At 38.0% G+C, this 21,804-nt stretch carries 25 protein-coding genes; 18 read left to right on the top strand and 7 right to left on the bottom strand.

Annotated elements, in window-relative coordinates; all coding sequences use genetic code 11:
- Positions 1-34: 34 nt before the first annotated feature.
- The 5 genes from PQG52_RS04780 to PQG52_RS04760 all read right to left on the bottom strand — a co-directional run bounded on the left by PQG52_RS04780 (position 35) and on the right by PQG52_RS04760 (position 4,118).
- On the bottom strand, positions 35-577 hold the full coding sequence (locus PQG52_RS04780; protein WP_271828220.1) for a hypothetical protein: 543 nt from the start codon (positions 575-577) through the stop codon (positions 35-37).
- Positions 578-725: 148 nt separating this feature from the next.
- Complete coding sequence (gene folD / locus PQG52_RS04775) at positions 726-1,604, bottom strand: bifunctional methylenetetrahydrofolate dehydrogenase/methenyltetrahydrofolate cyclohydrolase FolD (RefSeq protein ID WP_271828219.1); 879 nt, start codon at positions 1,602-1,604, stop codon at positions 726-728.
- A gap of 39 nt (positions 1,605-1,643) precedes the next feature.
- The gene (locus tag PQG52_RS04770) at positions 1,644-2,954 is read right to left on the bottom strand and encodes a dicarboxylate/amino acid:cation symporter (RefSeq protein ID WP_271789577.1); all 1,311 of its coding nucleotides are present in this window, start codon (positions 2,952-2,954) and stop codon (positions 1,644-1,646) included.
- Positions 2,955-3,002: 48 nt separating this feature from the next.
- Positions 3,003-3,587 (bottom strand): NUDIX domain-containing protein, encoded by a 585-nt coding sequence (locus PQG52_RS04765; RefSeq protein WP_271828218.1) that lies wholly within the window; start codon positions 3,585-3,587, stop codon positions 3,003-3,005.
- A gap of 54 nt (positions 3,588-3,641) precedes the next feature.
- Positions 3,642-4,118, bottom strand: coding sequence for a protein-export chaperone SecB (locus PQG52_RS04760; RefSeq protein ID WP_271828217.1), 477 nt, complete (start codon positions 4,116-4,118; stop codon positions 3,642-3,644).
- 378 nt (positions 4,119-4,496) lie between these two features.
- On the opposite strand from PQG52_RS04760, the gene PQG52_RS04755 reads away from it, so the two are divergent.
- The 5 genes from PQG52_RS04755 (at position 4,497) to PQG52_RS04735 (ending at position 7,891) form a co-directional block, all read left to right on the top strand.
- Positions 4,497-4,883, top strand: coding sequence for a LapA family protein (locus tag PQG52_RS04755; RefSeq protein WP_271828216.1), 387 nt, complete (start codon positions 4,497-4,499; stop codon positions 4,881-4,883).
- A 7-nt stretch (positions 4,884-4,890) separates the two neighbouring features.
- Complete coding sequence (pyrF, locus tag PQG52_RS04750; RefSeq protein WP_271828215.1) at positions 4,891-5,595, top strand: orotidine-5'-phosphate decarboxylase; 705 nt, start codon at positions 4,891-4,893, stop codon at positions 5,593-5,595.
- A gap of 6 nt (positions 5,596-5,601) precedes the next feature.
- Positions 5,602-6,237 carry a phosphoribosylanthranilate isomerase gene (locus PQG52_RS04745; protein ID WP_271828214.1) on the top strand — a complete coding sequence of 212 codons (636 nt, stop codon included), beginning with the start codon at positions 5,602-5,604 and terminating at the stop codon, positions 6,235-6,237.
- Positions 6,238-6,249: 12 nt separating this feature from the next.
- On the top strand, positions 6,250-6,855 hold the full coding sequence (locus PQG52_RS04740; RefSeq protein ID WP_271828213.1) for a GNAT family N-acetyltransferase: 606 nt from the start codon (positions 6,250-6,252) through the stop codon (positions 6,853-6,855).
- Between the two features lie 670 nt (positions 6,856-7,525).
- Positions 7,526-7,891 carry a heavy-metal-associated domain-containing protein gene (locus tag PQG52_RS04735; protein WP_271789570.1) on the top strand — a complete coding sequence of 122 codons (366 nt, stop codon included), beginning with the start codon at positions 7,526-7,528 and terminating at the stop codon, positions 7,889-7,891.
- Positions 7,892-7,947: 56 nt separating this feature from the next.
- On the opposite strand, the gene PQG52_RS04730 is transcribed toward PQG52_RS04735, so the two are convergent.
- Positions 7,948-8,139: a heavy-metal-associated domain-containing protein gene (locus PQG52_RS04730; protein ID WP_271828212.1), complete on the bottom strand. Its 192-nt coding sequence runs from the start codon at positions 8,137-8,139 to the stop codon at positions 7,948-7,950.
- An 83-nt stretch (positions 8,140-8,222) separates the two neighbouring features.
- On the opposite strand from PQG52_RS04730, the gene PQG52_RS04725 reads away from it, so the two are divergent.
- Genes PQG52_RS04725 through PQG52_RS04715 form a run of 3 tightly spaced genes read left to right on the top strand, consistent with a single transcriptional unit; the run spans position 8,223 to position 11,439 of the window.
- Positions 8,223-10,448, top strand: a complete 2,226-nt coding sequence (locus PQG52_RS04725) for a heavy metal translocating P-type ATPase (protein WP_271828211.1) — start codon at positions 8,223-8,225, stop codon at positions 10,446-10,448.
- 24 nt (positions 10,449-10,472) lie between these two features.
- Complete coding sequence (locus tag PQG52_RS04720; RefSeq protein ID WP_271828210.1) at positions 10,473-10,961, top strand: hypothetical protein; 489 nt, start codon at positions 10,473-10,475, stop codon at positions 10,959-10,961.
- Between the two features lie 49 nt (positions 10,962-11,010).
- Positions 11,011-11,439, top strand: coding sequence for a hypothetical protein (locus PQG52_RS04715; RefSeq protein WP_271828209.1), 429 nt, complete (start codon positions 11,011-11,013; stop codon positions 11,437-11,439).
- 93 nt (positions 11,440-11,532) lie between these two features.
- Here the strand turns inward: PQG52_RS04715 and bioB are convergent, their stop codons facing one another.
- Positions 11,533-12,546, bottom strand: a complete 1,014-nt coding sequence (gene bioB / locus PQG52_RS04710) for a biotin synthase BioB (RefSeq protein WP_271828207.1) — start codon at positions 12,544-12,546, stop codon at positions 11,533-11,535.
- 226 nt (positions 12,547-12,772) lie between these two features.
- Between bioB and PQG52_RS04705 the strand changes: the two genes are divergently transcribed.
- The 10 genes from PQG52_RS04705 (at position 12,773) to mltG (ending at position 21,802) form a co-directional block, all read left to right on the top strand.
- Positions 12,773-13,780 carry an enoyl-CoA hydratase/isomerase family protein gene (locus PQG52_RS04705; protein WP_271828206.1) on the top strand — a complete coding sequence of 336 codons (1,008 nt, stop codon included), beginning with the start codon at positions 12,773-12,775 and terminating at the stop codon, positions 13,778-13,780.
- A 96-nt stretch (positions 13,781-13,876) separates the two neighbouring features.
- The gene (locus tag PQG52_RS04700; RefSeq protein WP_271828205.1) at positions 13,877-14,704 is read left to right on the top strand and encodes a ferritin-like domain-containing protein; all 828 of its coding nucleotides are present in this window, start codon (positions 13,877-13,879) and stop codon (positions 14,702-14,704) included.
- A gap of 34 nt (positions 14,705-14,738) precedes the next feature.
- Positions 14,739-15,506: a glycine betaine ABC transporter substrate-binding protein gene (locus tag PQG52_RS04695; protein WP_271828204.1), complete on the top strand. Its 768-nt coding sequence runs from the start codon at positions 14,739-14,741 to the stop codon at positions 15,504-15,506.
- Positions 15,506-16,759, top strand: coding sequence for a class I SAM-dependent methyltransferase (locus PQG52_RS04690; RefSeq protein ID WP_271828203.1), 1,254 nt, complete (start codon positions 15,506-15,508; stop codon positions 16,757-16,759). The genes PQG52_RS04695 and PQG52_RS04690 overlap by 1 nt, the downstream gene beginning before the upstream one ends.
- Positions 16,756-17,268 carry a YdcF family protein gene (locus PQG52_RS04685; RefSeq protein ID WP_271828201.1) on the top strand — a complete coding sequence of 171 codons (513 nt, stop codon included), beginning with the start codon at positions 16,756-16,758 and terminating at the stop codon, positions 17,266-17,268. The genes PQG52_RS04690 and PQG52_RS04685 overlap by 4 nt, the downstream gene beginning before the upstream one ends.
- Before the next feature lie 18 nt (positions 17,269-17,286).
- Positions 17,287-18,243, top strand: coding sequence for an ACP S-malonyltransferase (fabD, locus tag PQG52_RS04680; RefSeq protein ID WP_271828200.1), 957 nt, complete (start codon positions 17,287-17,289; stop codon positions 18,241-18,243).
- A 21-nt stretch (positions 18,244-18,264) separates the two neighbouring features.
- A complete protein-coding gene (gene fabG / locus PQG52_RS04675) occupies positions 18,265-19,011 on the top strand; it encodes a 3-oxoacyl-[acyl-carrier-protein] reductase (protein WP_271828198.1) in 747 nt (248 codons plus the stop codon).
- 232 nt (positions 19,012-19,243) lie between these two features.
- Entirely contained in the window at positions 19,244-19,486 is a 243-nt protein-coding gene (locus PQG52_RS04670) for an acyl carrier protein (RefSeq protein ID WP_271789557.1), read from the top strand.
- Positions 19,487-19,534: 48 nt separating this feature from the next.
- The gene (gene fabF, locus PQG52_RS04665) at positions 19,535-20,815 is read left to right on the top strand and encodes a beta-ketoacyl-ACP synthase II (RefSeq protein WP_271828197.1); all 1,281 of its coding nucleotides are present in this window, start codon (positions 19,535-19,537) and stop codon (positions 20,813-20,815) included.
- Positions 20,816-20,839: 24 nt separating this feature from the next.
- Positions 20,840-21,802 carry an endolytic transglycosylase MltG gene (gene mltG / locus PQG52_RS04660; protein ID WP_271828196.1) on the top strand — a complete coding sequence of 321 codons (963 nt, stop codon included), beginning with the start codon at positions 20,840-20,842 and terminating at the stop codon, positions 21,800-21,802.
- Positions 21,803-21,804: the final 2 nt, after the last annotated feature.

The following is a 21,804-nucleotide window of genomic DNA, read 5'->3' as shown; positions in this document are numbered from 1 at the left end:
ATCAACGATCATGATACCTATTCAAATAAACCACTTATTTCAAGCTTGTGGTCGTACGTTTTCTTTTAGTTGCAGAGCTTAAAGTTTTAGCTTTTGGTGCCGCTTTAGGATTTTTTTTGGTTGTTGTTTTAGCTTTTGCTGGTGGGGCAACAACGATTTCTTCTTTTACTTCCTCTTGTTCCTGTTCTTGTTCTGCTTGAACTTCAATAGGCTCTTCAGGAGTTTCTAATATACTTTCTGATGTATCAGTATCTTCAATCTCAATAAGTTCTTCTTGTAGAAAAATATCGAAAGTAATTGGAGGTAAAGGCATTGAACCAGGTGAACGGGGAAGTCTACCTTCTGAAGCACCATATAAGATGTAGTGGATAAAAGGATTGATTGAAGATTGTGCAAGATCAGGATAGGAGGCTAGGTAAAAGTTAGTGTTAAAAAAACGATTAGGGTTACGTCCTTCTCGGTATCCGAAAGAAAGGTAATGATCTAATGGGTCACAATTTGCCATTGCAACATCTTGATATGTTGCAAGATACCAAGCAGAGTCAAATAAAAGAGATAGGGTTTCAATTTCAGACATTTTGTTTTTAATCCATTATAATATTTCGTGAATTATAAAGAAAGTATGGCACCAGCTTATTTATAATTTAAATATGTAGGTAATGTCTGAAAGAACGTTTTACAAGTTTTATGATTGTTTTTTATGTAGAATTTATAATTCTTTATCGTTACTTTTTCTTTTTGGCTGCACTTAAGGCGTTGTATAATAAGCAAGATATTGTTACTGGACCCACCCCACCTGGTACTGGCGTAATTTTGCTTGCGATACCTAATGTTTCATGAAAAGCGACATCACCAACCAATTTTACTTTGTTTTCTGCTGTTGTGATTCGATTTATTCCGACATCGATAATGACGGCACCTTTCTTTACCCAAGACCCTTTGACCAGTTCTTTACATCCTGTGGCGACGATCAGGATGTCTGCTTGTCTTGCCAGCTCTTCTGTATTTCGAGTATCAATATGAGCTATTGTGACTGTACAACCTTGGTTTAAGAGCAGTTGTGCCATAGGTTTGCCCATTAGATTAGAGGCACCAATAACCAAAGCATTTAATCCACGTAGATTTGAAAGTTCTTGTTGCAATAATAACAAACATCCTAAAGGGGTGCATGGAATGAATCCATCTGTATGTCCAAGGGTCAATTTTCCTGCATTATATGCAGTCAGTCCATCGACATCCTTTTCAGGTAAAATTGCCTGAATAATAGGATCTGAATCTAAATGTTTTGGTAACGGCAATTGAACAAGAATACCATGAATATCTGGATCATTATTTAATCTTTGTATTAGGGTTAACAATTCTTGTTGAGTAGTTGTTTCAGGAAGCAAATGCATAAATGATCGCATACCAACTTTATGTGTTTGTTTCGTTTTATTACGCACATAAACTTCACTGGCGGGATCATTACCAACAAGAATAACCGCAAGACCTGGCGTTACCCCTGTCGTTTGTTGTAATTCTGCCACTTGAGCTGCGACTTTTTTAGTCATTTTTTCAGCAAAAGCTTTACCATCGATAAGCTGTGTTTCAATAGATGTATTCATGATGATTAATCTTTTTTCAAAATTTTGTACAATAAAAAATTATAGAGTTGTCGTTTTGCTTTTTTTAAGCTGCTCTTTTTGATCCCATTCATCGGCAATCGCAGCAACAATTCCATTTCCTAATACACTGGTTGCAGTTCTGGCCATGTCAAGAAACTGATCAATCCCTACAATCAACGCAAGCCCTGCTGCGGGAATGTCAAAACCTGGCATTACAGCTGCCAGCATAACAGTTGATGCTCTTGGAACGCCAGCAATCCCTTTGCTGCTAATCATCATCACAAGGAGCATCATCATCTGTTTATCCCAAGGCATGTTGACATGATAAACTTGGGCAATGAAGATTGCTGCAAATGAAAGAAACACCATCGTTCCACAAAGATTGAAACTATATCCTAAAGGCAGAACAAAAGCAGATATTTTTGGGGAAACACCAAATTCAGTTAGTTTTTCTAATAAACGTGGGAATGCAGATTCACTGCTGGCTGTTGAGAAACCAACTAAAACAGGTTCAGAAATAAAAGGGAGAAGTTTAAATACTTTTTTCCCCATCATACAATATCCCGCGCCGATTAATATGGCCCACATAATAAGGACAAGTATATAGAACTCTATTAAATATATACCGTACTTTTCAATGATTTGGACGCCATTTTGGGTCGCGATGGAAAGTAAAGATGAAAAAACAACCAAAGGAACAATTTTCATCACCATATCAGTGACTTTTAACATGACATGCCCCATCGCATCAATTCCATCGCGCAGCGTTTGTGCCGATTTTCCTGGTAGTCTTGCCAGACCTAGGCCAAAGAACACTGCAAAAACGACCAATTGAATCATGTCATTTTTGGCCATAGCATCAACGATGCTATCTGGTACAATGTGAAGGGTAAATTTTACAATATCAAAATGATAGCTAGAATGGTCAGCAGCAATAGGAGGAGGATTGTCAGTAAAGCCAACACCAGGTTGAACAATATTGGCATATACCATTCCCACAGCCAAAGAAACAAAAGATGCAGCGATAAACCACAGAATGACTTTAATACCAATTGTTTTAATGGTGCTGGTATCTTGTACATTACTGATCCCAGCGATCAACGTGGCCAGCACAAGAGGGGCAACAATCATTTTAATCAATCGTAAGAAAAGGTGAACGATTAAATCGGATGCCCCCATAATGAATGTAACTAAGTCTGTAGTTTTTGTAATATAAATATTTTTACCATAAGCATGACAGATTAGGCCTAAAATTAGTCCAGATATCATCGCAATTCCGATAATCGTTACTTGTCTTAACAGTGAATTGGATGAAGTTGATGGTGTTTGCCCGATTTGTTCTGCTGCCATACTGTATTTTCCCGTTCATGACCAGTAATTAAGATAAAGTAAATAAGTTTAAACCATTTTTTTACTGCGTAATAAACAGAATGCAGCAATAGTAACCATACAAGTAATTTCACCTGTTTTAATCATTTGTTCAAATTGAACAAGTGGTACAGAATGGCAAGTCATATTTTGTTCAGTCGCTTCACGATTTGTTGTATGTTGAGTCAGATCGGTTGCCAGAAAAACATGACCTTTTTGCGTGGAATAGCCAGCGCCTTGGTAAAAACTGCCTGCGTGAATCATGTTTTTTGCACGGAGACCTGTTTCTTCTTCAAGTTCTCCCACAGCGACCATTTCAGGGGTTGCATCGGGTTTTAACTCCCACATACCCATTGGCAGTTCCCACATAAATTCCCCAACAGGATATCGGTATTGACGAATAAGGGTTACCGTTTTTTCATTATTTTCAATATGCAGGGGTAAAATAACTGCAAACTCATTACGTTCAACAACCCCGAACATTCCATCCAAACCATTTGAGTATTTAATTATATCTTCGCGTATTTTTAACCAACGATTTTCATAGGCAATGCGTGAGGATATAGGGGTAATACCCCCTGCATCAGGTTGACCAATAATTTTTTTAAGAGTCATAATCAATAATATCCTGTTGGTATTTAATAAGGCATAATATTCAGTTTAAAGTATTTATTCTGGACTAGTTTCTTTTTTTTCTTTCCACATAGTTGCAAAGTCAATACGTTGTAAAGTCACGGGGGGCAAATTTGCTGATCTAGTAATATTCAAAACTGTATTTCTAATTTCTGGGAAAAGTAAATCAGGAGTATGCACCATCAATAAATCTTCTAGATTAGAAGTTTCAAGCGTTGGAAAGGTAACCATTCCAGCATATTGAAGATGTAAATTGAAAATAGAATTCGTAAGATTATCGTCGGTGATTGTACTAACACAAGAAATAAATACAGTTACTTCGAAATTAGGTTGTTCTTCGACAAGTTGTTGTGCATTGACATCAACAGTTACTGTTAAGTTAGGAGAGGGGGGTATATTTTCAAAAATATAAGGCGCTGCTGGGATTTTTAGGCTTATTTCTTTGATGTATTGGGTGTGTAGTTGAAGATCAGATAGTTTGGTTGTCTTAACAGTCTGGTTTTTTTTAGGCATGATATTTATTCTTTATTATTTAAGTATATGAATTATTCTTGTTGAAATTATATAACAAAAATTACACAGAAGACAAAATTAGAATTTAATTTATTTATATTTTCAGAATAGGAAATGAGAGATTTGTTTGTGATATGGTATTAGTGCTCCGTTTTTTTAAAGTAGGATTACTGAATTTTGAAATTAATTTGATATCGTTATGATATGCTTACATATTTAGAATTACTAATATTATGAGTGGAGACACATCAGAGTATTATGAAATATTGAGTAGCTTTAAATTTTGCTGATGTAAAATTGCTTATCTATATTCTAAAATATATTATATACTATTTTGAAAATGATACCTCAATTAGATAATTTAAGGAGATATTTTAAGTGTTGCGTTTAATAATTATTGTACCGTTTTTGGCTATTTTGGGTGTGTTTTTAATATTTAACGAAGAACCCGTACAAATGTATTTCCCTTTGTTAAGTTGGAAAGTTTCTGTTGGAACTTTTGCTTTGTTACTGGGGCTAGCCTCTTTTATCATTGGTGTTTTAGTGATGTTTATTGCTATTGTTAAACAATGGCGAAAAGTAAGAGCAGCTAACAAACAAATTCAAGAATTAGAAAAAAAACTAAACGAATTGCGTGAACAATATATTAACAATTTAACACAGCCCGTTGCTGGACACGCACCTGTTCAAACTCCTCAGGAACCTGTAACAACAATTGGACAGTCCGCAGAAACTGACGCAGAAATATTGACCTTAACCAAATAGTGTAAAAATGATTAAAAATACAGGACTGATCCTTGCGTTAGATACCAAAGACCCTGTTCAAGCGGAACAATGGGCAAAAATTGCTGATGCAACTGGGCAAATGATAAAGATAGGGATGGAATATACCTATGCGTGTGGCTTTGATGAAGTACGTCGCCTCGCTCAGGGCAGAAAAATTTTCCTAGATTTAAAATTGCATGATATCCCTAATACTGTTGCTTCTGCGATTGCAAGTTTGGCGTCTGTAAAACCCGCAATGCTTACTATTCATGCGTTGGGCGGGCAGGATATGATCCGTGCTGCAAGAAGGTCAGTTGATGAGCATTTTTCCAGCGAAAGTAAACCGATCTTACTGGCTGTTACGATCTTAACCAGTATGAACCAAGAGAATTTAGGCTCTATTGGTATTTCTGTATCTCCGCTGGAACAAGTGTTATTATTGGGTAAAATGGCATTGGCGGCTGGAGCAGATGGTTTGGTTTGTTCCCCACATGAGGTAGCATATTTGAGGGAGCAATTAGGCGATGACGTTGTTTTAGTAGTCCCTGGTATTCGAATGGCAGATGCGGTTGCTGATGACCAACAACGTGTAATGACACCCATACAAGCACATCAAGCCGGCGCCAGTTGGATTGTCGTTGGTCGTCCAATTACGAGGGCAGAAAACCCAGCAGAAATGGCAAAACAAATTATTCATGAATTACAAGGATAATAGAGGGTGACTGCGATTAAGATCTGCGGGGTGAAGGATCCTGAGATTTATGAGTTATTAGCAACGCTTAAAGTCAATTGGGTTGGGTTGGTATTTTATGAATCTTCACCACGATTTATTTCCATCGATCAAGTACGTCAATTGCCCGATTACTACAATGAGGGGATATCAAGGGTTGGGTTATTTGTAAAACCAACGCTTGATGAGGTGAAGCGCGTTCTAGAAACAGTTAGACTGGATATTTTACAGCTTTATACAACACCAGAAATTGCACAAACTATTCGTGAAACATTTGATGTTCCTGTTTGGTTGGCTAAAGGTATCAAAGAGCGCTCTGATCTTCCTAAAACTTGCTCAATTGACGGCTTGGTGATAGAAGCACCACCCAATCACTCTGATTCAAGACCTGGCGGGAATGGACGAACCTTCGATTGGCAATTAACTTCTGCATGGAATGCGCCTAAACCTTGGCTATTGGCGGGTGGATTAACGCCAGAAAATGTGGTTCAAGCGATCCAACAATCTGGTGCAAAAGCGGTTGATGTGTCATCTGGTGTAGAACGTCGTAAAGGCGAAAAAGATCCTACGTTGATTCGACAATTTATTCAAAATATTCGTACTATTGATTTTAACCAGTCTTAGGTAATTTTGCAGATGAACCAACAGTTTTTCCCCAATTCATCCGTTCGGCTCGAAAAGGATAATATTCATTTAGAGCCACTGTCTCTTGCTCATCAAGAGGGATTACAACAAGCATGTAAAGATGGTGAGTTGTGGAAGTTAAGAGTTACCTCAACACCACGTTATTCAGAGGTTAATTCTTATATTCACACGGCTTTGCAAGCTAGGGAAATAGGAAAAAGATTTGCTTTTGCTGTTATCGACGACCAAAATAATCGTGTAATTGGGACGACCAGTTACCATGATATTTTGCCAGCCGTCCAACGATTGGAAATTGGATATACTTGGTATGCAAAGTCAGTGCAAAGAACAAGTGTAAATACAATCTGTAAATTGTTGTTACTAGAATATGCTTTTGAAACGTTACAAGCGAGAACAGTGGGATGGCGTACAGATATTTTTAATTTGAAAAGCCAACGTGCGATAGAACGGTTGGGTGCTAAAAAAGACGGTGTTGTTCGTGGCGATGCTTTAAGAAAAGATGGTACTATTCGTGACACGGTGATGTACAGCATTGTTGCAGGAGAATGGCTCAATATCAAGGCGCATCTAATTGGATTATTAGATAGTCAATATTAATTTTAGCATATTTAATGGTCTGCTTGGGAGAGGATTAGTCATTTGTTAGGTGAGTTTACCTTTTCAGCTACAATTATAGAATTTTATGTAAAAAAAGTTGTGACCCGAATTAAGTATTCAAAAGATTAAAACCCTTCTTAAGCTATTTAAAGAAATCGAGTATATTGAATTAGTTTTTCCCGAAGGAAAACGCCTTGAGATAGAAGCGATGCTTTATCGTGCAGGTTACCAACTAACGATAACAGAACCCTGTTAAGAAATGTCACAAGCACTATAATGGGGTGAGCGTTGCGCAATATTTGTAATAGAATTTGTAGCTATTTTACGTGTGATTGTTTTCTTTTCATTTTTTTATCATGCTCATGTTGGTCAGAAAAATATTGCTATAAATTGGCAAGTTTTTGGCTGCGTTTATATAAGTAAACAAGTTACTTTAAGTTCTCTGTATTTTAAGGGTATATCTTTTTTTTCGAACTGATCTGTTATGTGATAATCATCATGATCTGTATCTATACGATTTTGATTTATAAGCTGATAGATATAGAGGATGTAATCTATAAATTTTGTATCAAGTGGAGATGTTTATCAAATAGAGTAAATACTTTTTTAATTTACTTAAAAATTTGTTATAATTATATATGGTTTTGGTTTTTTTATAAAAAGGAACAATATGATGCAAAATAATCTGAGTAGCCCATCAAAAGCGATTGAGTTTTTTCTTGAGGATAGAGGTTCGAAGTTGAGCCTGCAGAATATTGATAATTTTATTAAAAATATAGAGGGTGTAAAGTCTGCAGAAGTTAATCCTGCATCAGGTCAGGCTAAGATAATTTTAAAAGATGATTCTCTATTTGATAAAAAATTAATTGAAATACAAAGACTACTCTTTGCGCAAGGATATGAAGTAAAAGCAAAAAATACCAATGGTGTACAAGCTGTTTTATTTTTTGGTACAATGGCATTAGGATTCTTGGTTGTGGCTATTGTGATGACACTATTTTACTATTATGGACCTTCCTTACCATCACTAGTGTAACTATATTGTTTCGTTAAAAATAAAAAGCCTCTTACTGTAAAATAAGAGGCTTTCTTTTATATTAATTCATATCCTTCTTCTTCAATAGCAGCTTTAAGTGCTGCATGGTCTGGATTTCCTTTTATAGTCACTGTTTTGGCTTCTAAATTAACGGTTGCTTCGTCAACGTTGGATAATGCTTCGACAGCTTCTTTGACTGCTTTGGCACAATGTTGGCAGGTCATTCCTTCAACTTTATAAGTTTGCATGATTGTAACTCCGTTTAAAAAATATACTATATGATAATAAGAATTATTTTTATATTAGGCTACAAAAACAGGATGAAGTAAAGATGTCAGATGAATCTTCTCTTACGAAAACAGTTGATTTTTCAATTTCAGGGATGACTTGTGCGTCGTGTGTCAGGCGTGTTGAAAAAGTCATAAAGCGTGTTGAAGAGGTAGATGAAGTCAGTGTTAATCTGACTCTGGAACAAGCCAGAGTTGTTTTACAAAACCCCGATATCATTCAGCAAAAAATAAACGAAATAGAAACTGCTGTCAAAAATGCAGGGTATGAAGCGAAATGGATTAATCCAGAAGAAAAAATCGAGGATAGCTCTGAAGCGACTCAGCATAAAGATTTTCTGCAATGGGTAATTGCGGCTGCATTTTCCTTACCATTAGTGGTTTCTATGATTGTGGGATCACTCCATCATGGCTGGATGTTACCAGGTTGGATACAGTTTTTATTGGCAACGCCCGTTCAATTTTGGTTAGGAAGGCATTTTTATATTGCTGGGTATCGTGCCGTTAAAGCAGGTGCTGGAAATATGGATTTATTGGTTGCGTTGGGTTCCAGTGCAGCTTGGAGTCTTAGTACGGTTTTATTAATTGGATATTATTTAAATCCAACAGCACATTCCGAACCTCATTTATATTATGAGAGCTCAGCTTTAATCATTACCTTTATTCTGTTTGGTCATTGGTTGGAAAAACGTGCCAGACATAAAGCAGCATCCTCTATTCGTGCTTTACAAGCCTTAAGACCAGATACAGTTTGTAAATGGGTGGACGGGCAAGAAATAATTGTTCCAAGTGAAGCCATGAATGTTGGGGATATCGTTGTGGTTCGTCCAGGAGAGCGTATTCCTTGTGATGGTGTGGTTTATGATGGTGAAAGTGCTGTTGATGAATCGATGTTGACTGGCGAAGCTGTTCCTGTTGAGAAAAATAAAGGGGACCAAGTAACAGGCGGTTCTTTGAACGCCAATGGTCGTTTACTAATTCAAGTTGAAAAAACAGGTAAGGAAACACGTTTAGCTAGTATTGTGCAATTGGTTGAAAATGCACAAGCCTCCAAAGCACCTATTCAAAAGTTGGTTGATCGTATCAGTGCTGTCTTTGTGCCTATCGTGATTGTGATTGCTTTGGTAACATTTTTTGGGTGGTGGATTGATGGATATTTGGTTGAAGGATTACTGCATGCAGCTGCTGTGTTAGTGATTGCATGCCCTTGTGCTTTGGGACTTGCAACACCAACAGCATTGGCGACAGGATGTGGGGCTGCAGCACGATCTGGAATTTTGATTCGGGATGCCGAGGCATTAGAGCGTGCAGCACATATTCAAGTTGTAGGGTTTGATAAAACAGGCACTTTGACCGAAGGGAAATTATCAGTTGTTTCGGTTATTCCTTCTGAAGGGTTCAATGCACAGCAAATTCTACAATGGACAGCCAGTTTGTCTTTGGGTAGTGAGCATCCTTTGGCAAAGGCTTTATTAAATAAAGCGCAAGCTGAAAATATAGAATTAATAACCCCCGAATCTTTTCGTGTGATTAAAGACCAAGGCAGAGGGATTAGTGGTAAGATAACAGATGCTATCTTTCTTTTTGGCAATCACAAAATGCTTGAAAATTTGGGATTGGATGGAAGTCAGTTACCTAGCGATATTCAAGGCGCAACAGTTTCTTGGCTAGTTTGCTTTAAAGACGAGAAATATGAACTATTAGGTGTCGTTGCATTTGAAGATCATATTCGAGAAGGTGCTGATAAAGCCATTGCCCAATTAAAAGCAAAGCAAGTTAAGACTGTTATTTTAACGGGCGATAATGAACAAGCTGCGTATAAGGTTGCAAACGCTGTCGGGGTAGATGAGATTCATGCGAACCTAAGCCCTGAAGATAAACAAAAGTTTATTGTTCAGTTAGGCAATGAAGCTGGTCAAAAGCGCTCTGTTGCAATGGTTGGTGATGGAATTAATGATGCCCCCGCATTGGCAGCGGCAGATTTAGGGATCGCGATTGGCGAAGGTACGGATGTTGCCGCTGAAGTAGCAGGTGTTGTTTTAATGCGTAATCATCCAGGTTTAGTCGCTGCAACAATAGATATTGCCCAAAAAACACGCCAACGGATTAAAGAAGGTTTGTTCTGGGCATTTATTTATAATATCATCGGTATACCTTTGGCTGTTTTTGGATTACTCAGCCCAGCGGTGGCAGGTGGAGCAATGGCGTTAAGTAGTGTTTGTGTTGTAATGAACGCCCTAAGATTATTGCGATGGAAAGCCCAAATTTAACCGAAAATTAGGAGTTCAATGGTTATGAATTTAAAAGCAATAAGTATCAAACTATGTCTTTGTGCTGGTTCAATCTTATTTTCAACTCAGTTGATGGCACAATCAGCAAAACCACAGAATAATATTGTGAATTCTAAGCAATCAGATCATTCGATTACGTCTAATTGCCATTATACTGCGGTAGGTTTCTTTCATGTATTACAGGAAAATGTTACCCAAAAAGACAAAAAATCAGTTGCAGAAATGGTAAAATATCCATTGTGGGTACAGTTGAATGGAAAACAGATCCAGATCAAAGACCAGCAACAATTTATAGAACATTATGATGCAATTATTACGCCCAAAATTGAAAAAATAGTGCAAGAACAAAAATTTAAGGATTTAATTTCAACTTACCGTGGTATGGCTTTTGGAAACGGCGAAATTTGGTATTCTAACGCCTGTCCAGATAAAGATCAAAAAACTAATCAAGCTATAAGAGTTAAAATTATTGGCATTAACAATTCTATGTAGTTCCGTGGAATATGTTAATGAATTTATCTCAATTTGACAGAGACGATACATGACCAAAATCAAAATAATGATTGCTTTTATTGCGGTTGGTTCATTGATATATTCACTAAATGCTGTGGCAATACCATTACAAACTGATGAGATTAACACAATAGAGCAAATGAATGCTCAATTGGATTTTCTGTTTGGGTCTCATGAGGATTATCAGTCTTTTATAGGTCTGTTAAAAGAAGATATTGCCCATCAAAATAAAGCCGCTGTGGCAGCGGTGGTTAAATATCCCTTGAAAGTTGACATTGCTAATAAGCGTGTTTTGATTAAAAATAAACAGCAATTTATTCACAATTACGAAGAGACTATTACTCACAAAGTTAAAAAAAACTGTTGCAAAGCAACAATTTATTGGGATGTTTGCAAATTGGCAGGGAATGATGTTCGGCAGTGGACAATTATGGATTTCTGGATATTGTTTGGATAAAACTTGTAAAGACCCTGCGCAAACAAGAATTTATATCAAGGCTATTAATAACTAAAAAATAGGGCCGGAAATAATCCAAGCCCTTTTAAATTATTAAGCAGACGCTTCAACCATTTTATCAGCAATTTGTAAGCCTAATTTATTAAATAACGTTAGATCGCTGCTTTTCTCGGGGTTTGGACAGGTTAATAAACGTTGACCAAGAAAAATAGAGTTTACCCCAGCTAAATAACAAAGCGTTTGCATTTCAGGACTCATTTCGGTTCTGCCAGCAGCAAGACGCACGTAACTTTGTGGCATGACAATGCGTGTGACAGCAATCGTACGCACAAAATCCAAAGGATCAATGGTTTCTGCGTCTTCCAAAGGAGTGCCTTTGACGCGGATCAAGAGATTAATGGGCACGCTTTCAGGATGTTTGGGCAAGTTGGCTAGGCTTTTAATCATGCTGGCACGATCAGCTTCTTGTTCATTCATCCCAAGGATACCACCACAACAGACTTTGATTCCAGCATCACGCACAAAAGCCAAGGTATCTAAACGATCTTGATAGGTGCGGGTAGAAATGATTTTCTCATAATGTTCTTCGGAAGTATCCAGATTATGATTATAATAATCTAGCCCAGCTTTTTTTAGTTTGAGCGTTTGTTCAAGGTTTAACATGCCTAAGGTCACGCAGGTTTCAAGACCTAACTCTTTGACCCCTTCAATCATGGCGCAAACGGTTTCCAAGTCATGATCTTTTGGGGAACGCCACGCAGCCCCCATACAAAACCGTGTGGCACCTTCTGCTTTGGCTTCTCTAGCTTTTTCAAGGACTTTATCAACTGCCATTAAACGATCTGCTTTGATTTTTTCCTCATGTCTAGCACTTTGTGGGCAGTAAGCACAATCTTCTGGACAGCCCCCACTTTTAATAGAAAGTAACGTAGAAACTTGGATTTTTGTAGGATCAAAATAAATGCGATGTGCAGATTGCGCTTTGAACATCAATTCTGGTAAAGGCAGTGCAAATAATGCAGAGACTTCTTTTCTTGTCCAATCGTGTCGAATAGGGAAGGTTTCTTCTATTATGAAGTCATCACTAAGAGTTTTATGGGAAAGCATAAAGATATCCTTAAATTATTATCAGGCTAAGTCACCGAGATAAGAGGGTGCTGTATATAGGATTAAAATAAGTTAAGAAAAGAGTTATGAAAACAATAAAATGTTTGGAATGTAAAATATTTATTTTTATACAAAGAAGTTATAGTAAAATTTAGTTCATTCTATATAAGGTTAATTTTGCGGTTAAGATGTAAGATATTTTACCAAAGTGAAGTGAGAGGGCGTTATGAATCGGTTAATTATAACTCAAAAAAGAGGAAAATTAGGTATTTTAACCTTGAATCGCCCTAAGTCTTTAAATGCAATTAACGCAGCATTACAGCAAGAAATCATATCGCACTTAGAATTGTGGAAAACAGACCGATTAATTCAAGAAATAGTTATTAACAGTTCACATGCTAAAGCTTTTTGTGCAGGTGGGGATATTCGTGAAATTGCATCCTTTGTAAAAGCGGGTCAGTATGAGCAAGCTGTCGGTGTTTTCTTGCATAATTACCAGCTTGTTCATTATATTTCTAACTACCCTAAGCCCGTTATCAGCATTATGGACGGTATTACGATGGGTGGAGGGGTTGGATTGGGCTGTTTTTCTTCTCATCGTATTGTGACTGGACGTGCTGTCTTGGCAATGCCAGAGGTTATGATTGGTCTTTCGCCGGATGCGGGAAGTAATTTACTGTTTAGTAAAGCACCTGGATATACAGGGTTGCGTATGATGTTAACAGGAAAAAGATTTCATGCCGAAGAAGCGATTAAATTGGGTTTTGCCGATTATATGGTATCTTCCTCTATGGTTGATTATGTTTTAACACAATTAGAAAAACGCGATATGAATGATGTTTTATCTTTTTTAAAACGTGAAAAAGAATATGATTCTAGTTTTTTACAAGAAGTTGAGAGTGTTTATAACGCTCCTGACGTAAAAACAATTATATCTAATTTAAAACAAAGTAATTTTCTTTGGGCAAAAGAGGATTTAAAGGAGATTTCTCAGGCATGTCCTTTTTCTTTACATATTACCTATAAGGCTTGGCAAAATAAATTATCTGATTTAAGGGAAGTATTAGAACAAGATTTGAGCGTCATCAGTCATTTAATGATGCGTTCTGATTTTATGGAGGGGGTTCGGGCTAGTGTGATTGATAAAGATCGTTCCCCAAAATGGAGCAATGCTCCAATTATACCAAAAATAATCGACACATGCTTTGTTTCCTCTTATAAACTATATAGTTGAATATGTTGGAGCAGATATTTTCTTTTGCTCTAAAGGACTCAAAAATATATAATCTAGAAAATTAAGAATATTAATCTTTTTTCAAGGTAAAAAATTATGAAGCATTGGGATATGGAACAGATCAAATGGGATCGATTTGATCCATCTCTTATTGATCCAAAAATTGTTCCTTTAATCAAAGCGGCTTCGGTTGTTGAACGAAATAGTGTCGATTACACAGTTTATTTAAACAATGTATTTGCTCATGATGCCGAATTAATGCAGCTGTTTGAACAATGGGAAGTGGAAGAAGTTCAACATGGTGAAGTGCTTGGCCGGTGGGCAATGATGGCTGATCCAAGTTGGAACTATCAAAAAAGTTTTGATCGGTTTAAAGAATTTTATAAAATAGATCTTGATACGAATAGTTCTATAAGGGGTTCGCACGCAGGCGAGTTTATCGCCCGTGCAATGGTTGAGGTCGGAACATCTTCTTACTATAGTGCGTTGGCTGATTATGTAAAAGAACCTGTTTTAAAGGAGATCTGCCGTAAGATAGCAGGGGATGAGTTCCGTCATTATAAATTATTTTATGATTGTATGAGACGATATTTGCCTCAGGATAATTTATCTAAATGGGCTCGGGCAAAAATTGCAATTGGACGTATTGTAGAAAGTCAAGACGACGAATTAGCATCTGCGTTCCATATTACCAATGAACCAGAAGGAATGCCTTATAATCATAAACGTTGTATTGCGTTATATATGGTGAAGGCAATGTCTTTATATCAACGTCATCATGTCGCTCGTGTGATGAATATGGTATTTAAAGCCATTGGTTGGATGCCTTCGATGAAATTACAAAAAATCCTTGCTAGAATAATGATGCACATTATCAAATTTCAACAAAAATCTTACGCAAAACAAATCTCAGGTTTAGTATAATTAATATAAATTTCTAAAATAAGGTGGAGAAATAGTGACTCAAGAATCTTTAACATTGGGTTTTTTTGATATTCCTGTTCATGAAGCAGCAGCAGCAGCTGTTTTACGTGTATTAGAAGCCCATGGTGTCGCAGACATAGAGCTGATAACGGGCGAAACTGTGGCTTTGTTTCAAGAGATTCGTAACGGGGAAATAGATATTTTTGCGACATTATGGACCCCAGATGTTCATTGCGACATATTGAATTCGGCCTCTTCTATGCAGGCGATTGGGAATTTATACCAACCATTTTTATTTCTAGCCTTACCTAGTAAATTTAAGGCAGAGATCACATCTATTGATCAATTGTTACAATCTACCGACATAGATAGAGAAGTGATTGTTTCTGAAATTATTTATGATCGTGTGTTATCTGCATTCCAAATGTATGGCTTGATAGATGTGGGATATGTCCTAAAATCTGCTATAGATGAAGAAGTAATCAGTCGATATAGGGATGCCATGACTTCTCAAGAAGCAAAGATTATGGTTATATATTCGCCAAGTTTTTTAGAAGATTCTGAGATGATTTATCAATTAAAAGATTCAAAGAACCTCTTTGCTCAAGAGCAAAAAGCTATCATTTTGATTAAAAAACAGTTGATCGATTCTCTGGGTGCTGATTTGATTGATGAGCTAGAAGAGATGACTTTGGGCAATCAGGTTATGAAGTTGATGGAACACGCAATGCGTGTTGATGGAATGGATGCGCATGAAGCGGCAGAAGCTTGGCAACGTGGAAAATTAGTAGTAAGAACATAATGACAAAAAAACACGATCAACATGATATCAGCTTAGCTGCTCAATATGAGGCCTATCCTTATCCAGAGCGTAACCCTTTGGATGAAAAGAAACGTTTATTTATTGGTAGTCCTAGTCATTTAAATGAAATTGATTATTGGGTCTTTGGTGGCTATAGGAAAATCACAGATCCATTAAAGGTGCTTGTTGCAGGTTGCGGCACTGGGGATGCTGCAATTATGATGGCCCAACAAATGGCGCGCCAGGATTGTCCAGGTGAAGTTATTTGTCTTGATCGTGCGGAAGCAGTCTTAACGATTGTTAAGGAACGTGCCAAAGTTCGTGAATTAACTAATTTACGGTTTGTACAAGGATCAATTTTTGATCTGCCTGAACTTAATTTGGGCAAGTTTGATTATATTGATTGCTGTGGCGTATTGCACCATTTGCTTGATCCCGACAAAGCATTGCGTATTTTAAAAGGGGCGTTAAATATCGGTGGTGGTATCGGTCTGATGGTCTATGCGCCACATGGTCGCACGGGTGTATATATGCTTCAAGATGCGCTTTCTCATCTTGTCCCCATTCAAGAAAAGCCTGCACAACGTTTAGACATGGCGAAACGAGTGTTGCGTCATCTGCCTCAAACAGCTTGGTTACGAGCCAATGGTAATTTTGGTGACCATTTAACCGGTGGGGATGCAGGTATTTATGACTTGTTATTGAACCCAAGAGATCGTGCTTATACAGTTGATGCATTATGGGATCTGATCCAACAAACAGGGTTCGAGATTAATGCTTTTGTTGAACCTGCTCGTTATGATCCTAAATATTTAATCACTGATCCTAAATTTCGTGAAAAAATCGATCAATTAGATGCTCGCACGCAGGCAGTTATTGCCGAAGGACTTGCAGGGAACATGGCAACGCACGTTGTGTATATTCGTAGGTCAGAGGATGAATTGTTTTTCGTTGATCCTATGGATCTTGAATCCATTCCTTTTATGCGGGAAAAACCAGGTGAGATTCTAGCAAGTGAAATACTGCCATCTAATTTATTGCCTTTTGCCTTTGGAACATTAACAGTAATGATTCCGTTACCAGCACAGGCCAGAGGTTTTTTAGGCTTAATTGATGGAAAACGTAACTTGGGTGAAATTGTAGAAATTGTTAAAGCCAGAGGGGTTCCAGAGAAAAAGATTCTGCCTTTGTGGAAAGAAACATTTGAAAAATTACAATCGATTAATCAGTTGTTTGTAAGAGTTGCTGAATGAATTCTCAGCCGATTCTTGTTTTTGGTGCAGCGTTAAATGCCGATGGAACACCCAAACGTGCTTTGATGATGAGGATATATGTTGCGATTGCATATGGAAAACTGTCTCTCTCTCCATTATATATCGTTACTGGTGGGAATCCTCAAAGAGGAGTAACCGAAGCTGAGGTGATGAAGCAGATTTTGATTGAAAATGACGTGCTAGAGGAACAAATTATCTGTGAAACGCAAGCGACAAAAACGATTGAATCTGTTTTGCTGTGTAGCAATCTGTTAAAAAAATTAGGGTTTATACCAAAACAGACACGATTAGTTGTCGTATCGAACGCTTATCATTTGCCGCGATGTCGTTGGTTGTTTTTTTTACTAGGGTGGCGCACGTGCGCTGTTGCAGCATTGGGAAATGCGTCTCGTCACTTTTATAAATGCTGGAACTGGCGTTTGCGTGAGATTCCTGCGATAGTATGGAATAGTTTTGGTATTTTATTCAATTATTTTTTTTATTTATAGTTTATTTAGGAATAATCAATGGCAGTTAGTGCTTTTCTTTTCCCTGGTCAGGGTAGTCAATATGTCGGAATGGGTAAAAAGCTTGCGAAAGCATTTCCCGTAGCTCGTGAGGTTTTTGAAGAATTAGATGAGACATTAAAACAACCTTTATCAAAAATGATGATGGAGGGGCCAGAGGATGAATTAACGTTAACGCAGAATACTCAACCTGCTTTGATGGCACATTCAATGGCTGTTGTCCGTATTTTGGAAAAAGAAGCGGGATTGAATCTTGCAAAAAATATTGCTTTTGCCGCAGGACATTCTTTGGGCGAATATTCTGCATTATGTATGGCGGGCGTCTTTAATTTTGCAACAACGGCTGCTTTGCTGCGTGTGCGTGGTGATGCCATGCAAAATGCTTTACCTAAAGGGATGGGAGGTATGGCGGCGTTATTAGGCACTGATATGGCGCAAGCTCAAATGATTTGTCAGCATAGTAGCGAACCTGATTCTTTGGTTGCCGTGGCGAATGATAATGGTAATGGGCAAGTGGTTATTTCTGGTCATATGGATGCAATTAATCGAGCAGTGGCGTTTGCAACAGAGCAAGGAATACGCAGGGTTGTTAAATTAACAGTATCTGCCCCTTTTCATAGTCCTTTGATGGCTTCAGCAGCGACAAAAATGCAAGAAGAACTTAGCCATGCTATGTTGAAACCTTTCAATTGTTCTGTGTTGGCGAACGTAACAGCTCAACCTTATACCGCTTTGACAGAAGTGCAAGAATTGTTGGTTAAACAAGTGACTGCGCCCGTTCGTTGGGCAGAAACAATGCAATTCATGATCGATAAAGAAGTGGAAGTTTTTTTTGAAATTGGCTCGGGTAAAGTATTATCTAATTTAATGCGCCGAACCGCCAAAGATCGTCAGGTTTTTTCAATCGGAGAACCTGCAGATATTGATCAATTTGTGACTATTTTTTCGAATTCTTAAAGCTAATCATAAGGAATGAACATGTTTAGATTAGACGGTAAAGTTGCACTAGTTACTGGGGCTTCTGGTGGCATTGGCCAAGCAATTGCAAAAGCTTTAATTGCCCAAGGAGCCAAAGTTGTTTTATCTGGTACAAGAAAAAACATACTCAAGGAAGTCCAAGAAAAATTAGGTGGTAATGAAAAGACCAAGATTCAGGTGGCTAACTTAACAGACTCGGAGTCTGTGGCGGCACTAATCCCCAGCTCAGAAGAGCTTTTTGGTGCTCCGATTGATATTTTGGTCAATAATGCAGGATTAACACGTGATGCATTGGCGTTACGGATGAAGGGTGCAGATTGGCAAACGGTTTTGGATGTTGATCTTTCTGTGCCTTTTAAACTCAGTCAAATAGCGATCAAAGGAATGATGCGACGTCGTTATGGGCGTATTATCAACATTGCATCGATTGTTGGTGTGACTGGGAATGTAGGTCAAGCCAATTATTCTGCTGCAAAAGCTGGATTAATTGGAATGAGTAAATCTTTGGCATTAGAAATTTCCAGCCGTGGAATTACGGTGAATGTGGTTGCCCCAGGGTTCATCGAAACAGCAATGACAGACCAACTTTCAGAAGCGCAACGAGAAAAATTATTAGAGCAAATTCCATGTGGTCGAATGGGTAAAGTTGAGGATATTGCAGCGGCAGTAACTTATCTTGCTTCTGATGAAGCGCAATGGATAACGGGATCTACACTACATGTGAATGGTGGGATGGTGATGATTTAATCAACCTACTGTTGTAAAAATCATGTATTGACGTTATGTTAATAAAGATTTATTTGGTTAATGTAAATGAGTATATGTAATTTTAAGTTTGGCTTGGCTATTACCAAGAAATGTGATATGCCCCATGCTAATATATTACAAAATTTAGGTTTGTTGTATAATAAACCTTTGAAATATAACAGAGTCAAGATCACTTAGAAATGCTTAAAGCAAGTAGAAGGAATAGAATTAGATGAGCGATATCGCCGATAAAGTAAAAAAAATCGTTGTTGAACATCTTGGTGTTGAAGAAGCCAAAGTAACACCAGAAGCTTCTTTTATTGATGACTTAGGCGCAGATAGCTTAGACACAGTTGAATTAGTTATGGCTTTTGAAGAAGCTTTTAGCGTTGAAATCCCTGAAGATTCAGCTGAAAAAATTGCAACTGTTAAAGATGCGATTGATTATATCGAAAAACAAAAGCAATCAGCTTAATTTTTTAAATATAGTTACTTAATTTCAAGAGGTACATAGGTTAACCAGATGGCAGAAAGTAAATTGATTTGTCAGCGTCGCGTCGTTGTAACCGGCATGGGGATTGTAAGCCCTCTTGGAATTGGTATTGATAACGTGTGGAAGCGTCTTGTTGCTAGTGAAAGCGGTATTAACGCGATCAGTAGTTTTGATGCTTCCGGTCTTCCTGCTCGTGTTGCAGGTGAAGTGCCTTCGGGCACGAAAAGTGAAGGCAAATTAGATCTTGCAGAATGGATTCCTGTGAAAGATCAGAAAAAAATGGATCGCTTTATTCATTTAGGTCTAGTCGCAGCAATTCAAGCAGTAGAAGATTCTGGGTGGGTTCCACAAACTGAGGATGAGCGTTGTGCCACAGGTGTGATGATTGGTTCTGGCATTGGTGGCTTACAAACCATTTATGAAACTTCGGTCAAAGTCCACGAAGGTGAAAGCCGTAAGGTTTCTCCATTTTTCATTCCATCTTCGCTAATCAATTTAGTTTCCGGCTATGTCTCCATCAAATATGGCTTCAAAGGGCCAAATCATGCTGCAGTGACAGCTTGTGCCTCTGGCGTTCACGCAATTGGTGACGCAGCGCGTTTGATCGCCTTAGGTGATGCAGACGTTATGGTTGCTGGTGGTGCCGAGGCTGCAGTATGCGCTTTGGGGATTGCTGGTTTTTCTGCTGCGCGTGCATTATCTACGGGATTTAATGATACTCCTGAAAAAGCTTCTCGTACTTGGGACAAAGATCGTGATGGGTTTGTCATGGGCGAGGGTGCTGGTATCGTTGTTCTTGAAGAGTACGAGCATGCCAAAGCCCGTGGCGCAAAGATTTATGGTGAAGTCATTGGATATGGAATGTCTGGTGATGCGTATCACATTACGGCGCCAGCTGAAGGTCATGATGGTGCTTATAGAGCCATGCGTGCCGCAATTAAAAATGCAGGAATTGCCGTCGAAGATATTAACTATGTCAATGCACATGGTACTTCAACAAAAGCAGACGATCTCGAATTGGAAGCTGTAGAGCGTCTATTTGGTGATGCTGGTAAAAGACTAGCAATGTCTTCAACCAAAACGTCGATTGGCCATTTGTTAGGTGCAGCAGGTGCGGTAGAAGCGATTTTCTCATTGCTTGCTATTCGTGATAATGTTGTGCCACCGACTTTGAACCTTGATAGTCCGTCTAAAGAAACAGTAATTGATCGTGTTGCTCATGAAGCACAGCAACGTCAAGTGAACATTGCTTTATCTAATAGTTTTGGATTTGGCGGTACTAACGCTTCTTTACTATTTAAAAAGGTCTAATTCATAGATTGGGGATAAATCGTAATGCGTAAATTCTTTATAGTTTTGGGCGCATTATTGGTTTTCTTTGCTGTTATTTTCGTTTTCGGAAAAAGTATTTACTCTAGACCAGGAATCTTGCAAGTTACCAAGAATGTTGTGATTCCAAAGGGTAATACAGAAGCAATCTTGAAGCACTTACAGACCGAGCATGTTATTGGAAATGATTTTATTAATAAAATTGTCTTCCAACTCGCTGCTAAAATGACCGCAAATCAAGGTACATTACACGCAGCAGAATTTTCTTTTCCTAAAAATGCTTCTATACACCAAGTGTTACAAATCTTGCGTCATGCAAAGCCTGTACAACATGAACTGACCATTCCCGAAGGATTAACGAGATATCAAATTACAGATTTGATTAATCAAGCGCCGTTTTTAACAGGCCATATTGAAGTCCCTGCAGAGGGGAGTATTTTACCTCAGACCTATGCGTACGAATTTGGATACTCTCGAGATAAATTATTACAAAGAACGCAAGTGGCTATGCAAAAGGCTTTGGATCAAGTTTGGAAAGATCGCCAACCAATTGTACAAGTTAAAACACCACGTGAATTGTTAACGCTTGCCTCAATTGTAGAGAAAGAAACAGCCTTGTCTCGCGAACGACCAATGATTGCTCGCGTATTTATTAATCGTTTGCAAAAAGAGATGAGGTTACAGTCCGATCCGACGGTTATATATGCATTGACCGACGGTCATGGAAAGTTAGATCGTCCTCTATTAAGACGAGATTGGGAAGTTGAAAGTCCTTATAATACCTATTGGATAGCTGGCTTACCACCATCTCCGATTTGTTCACCGGGAAAAGCAGCTTTAGAAGCGGTAGCACATCCAGCCGATGGAAATATGCTATATTTTGTTGCAAATGGGACGGGTGGGCATAGTTTTTCCAGCACGTTGACTGAGCATAATCATAACGTGCATACTTATAAAGAAAAAAAATAGCC

This window comes from Commensalibacter communis, assembly GCF_947179105.1.
Lineage (GTDB): Bacteria > Pseudomonadota > Alphaproteobacteria > Acetobacterales > Acetobacteraceae > Commensalibacter > Commensalibacter communis.
Note: the sequence above shows the minus strand (reverse complement) of the source record. Positions and strands in the feature narration are given on the sequence as shown.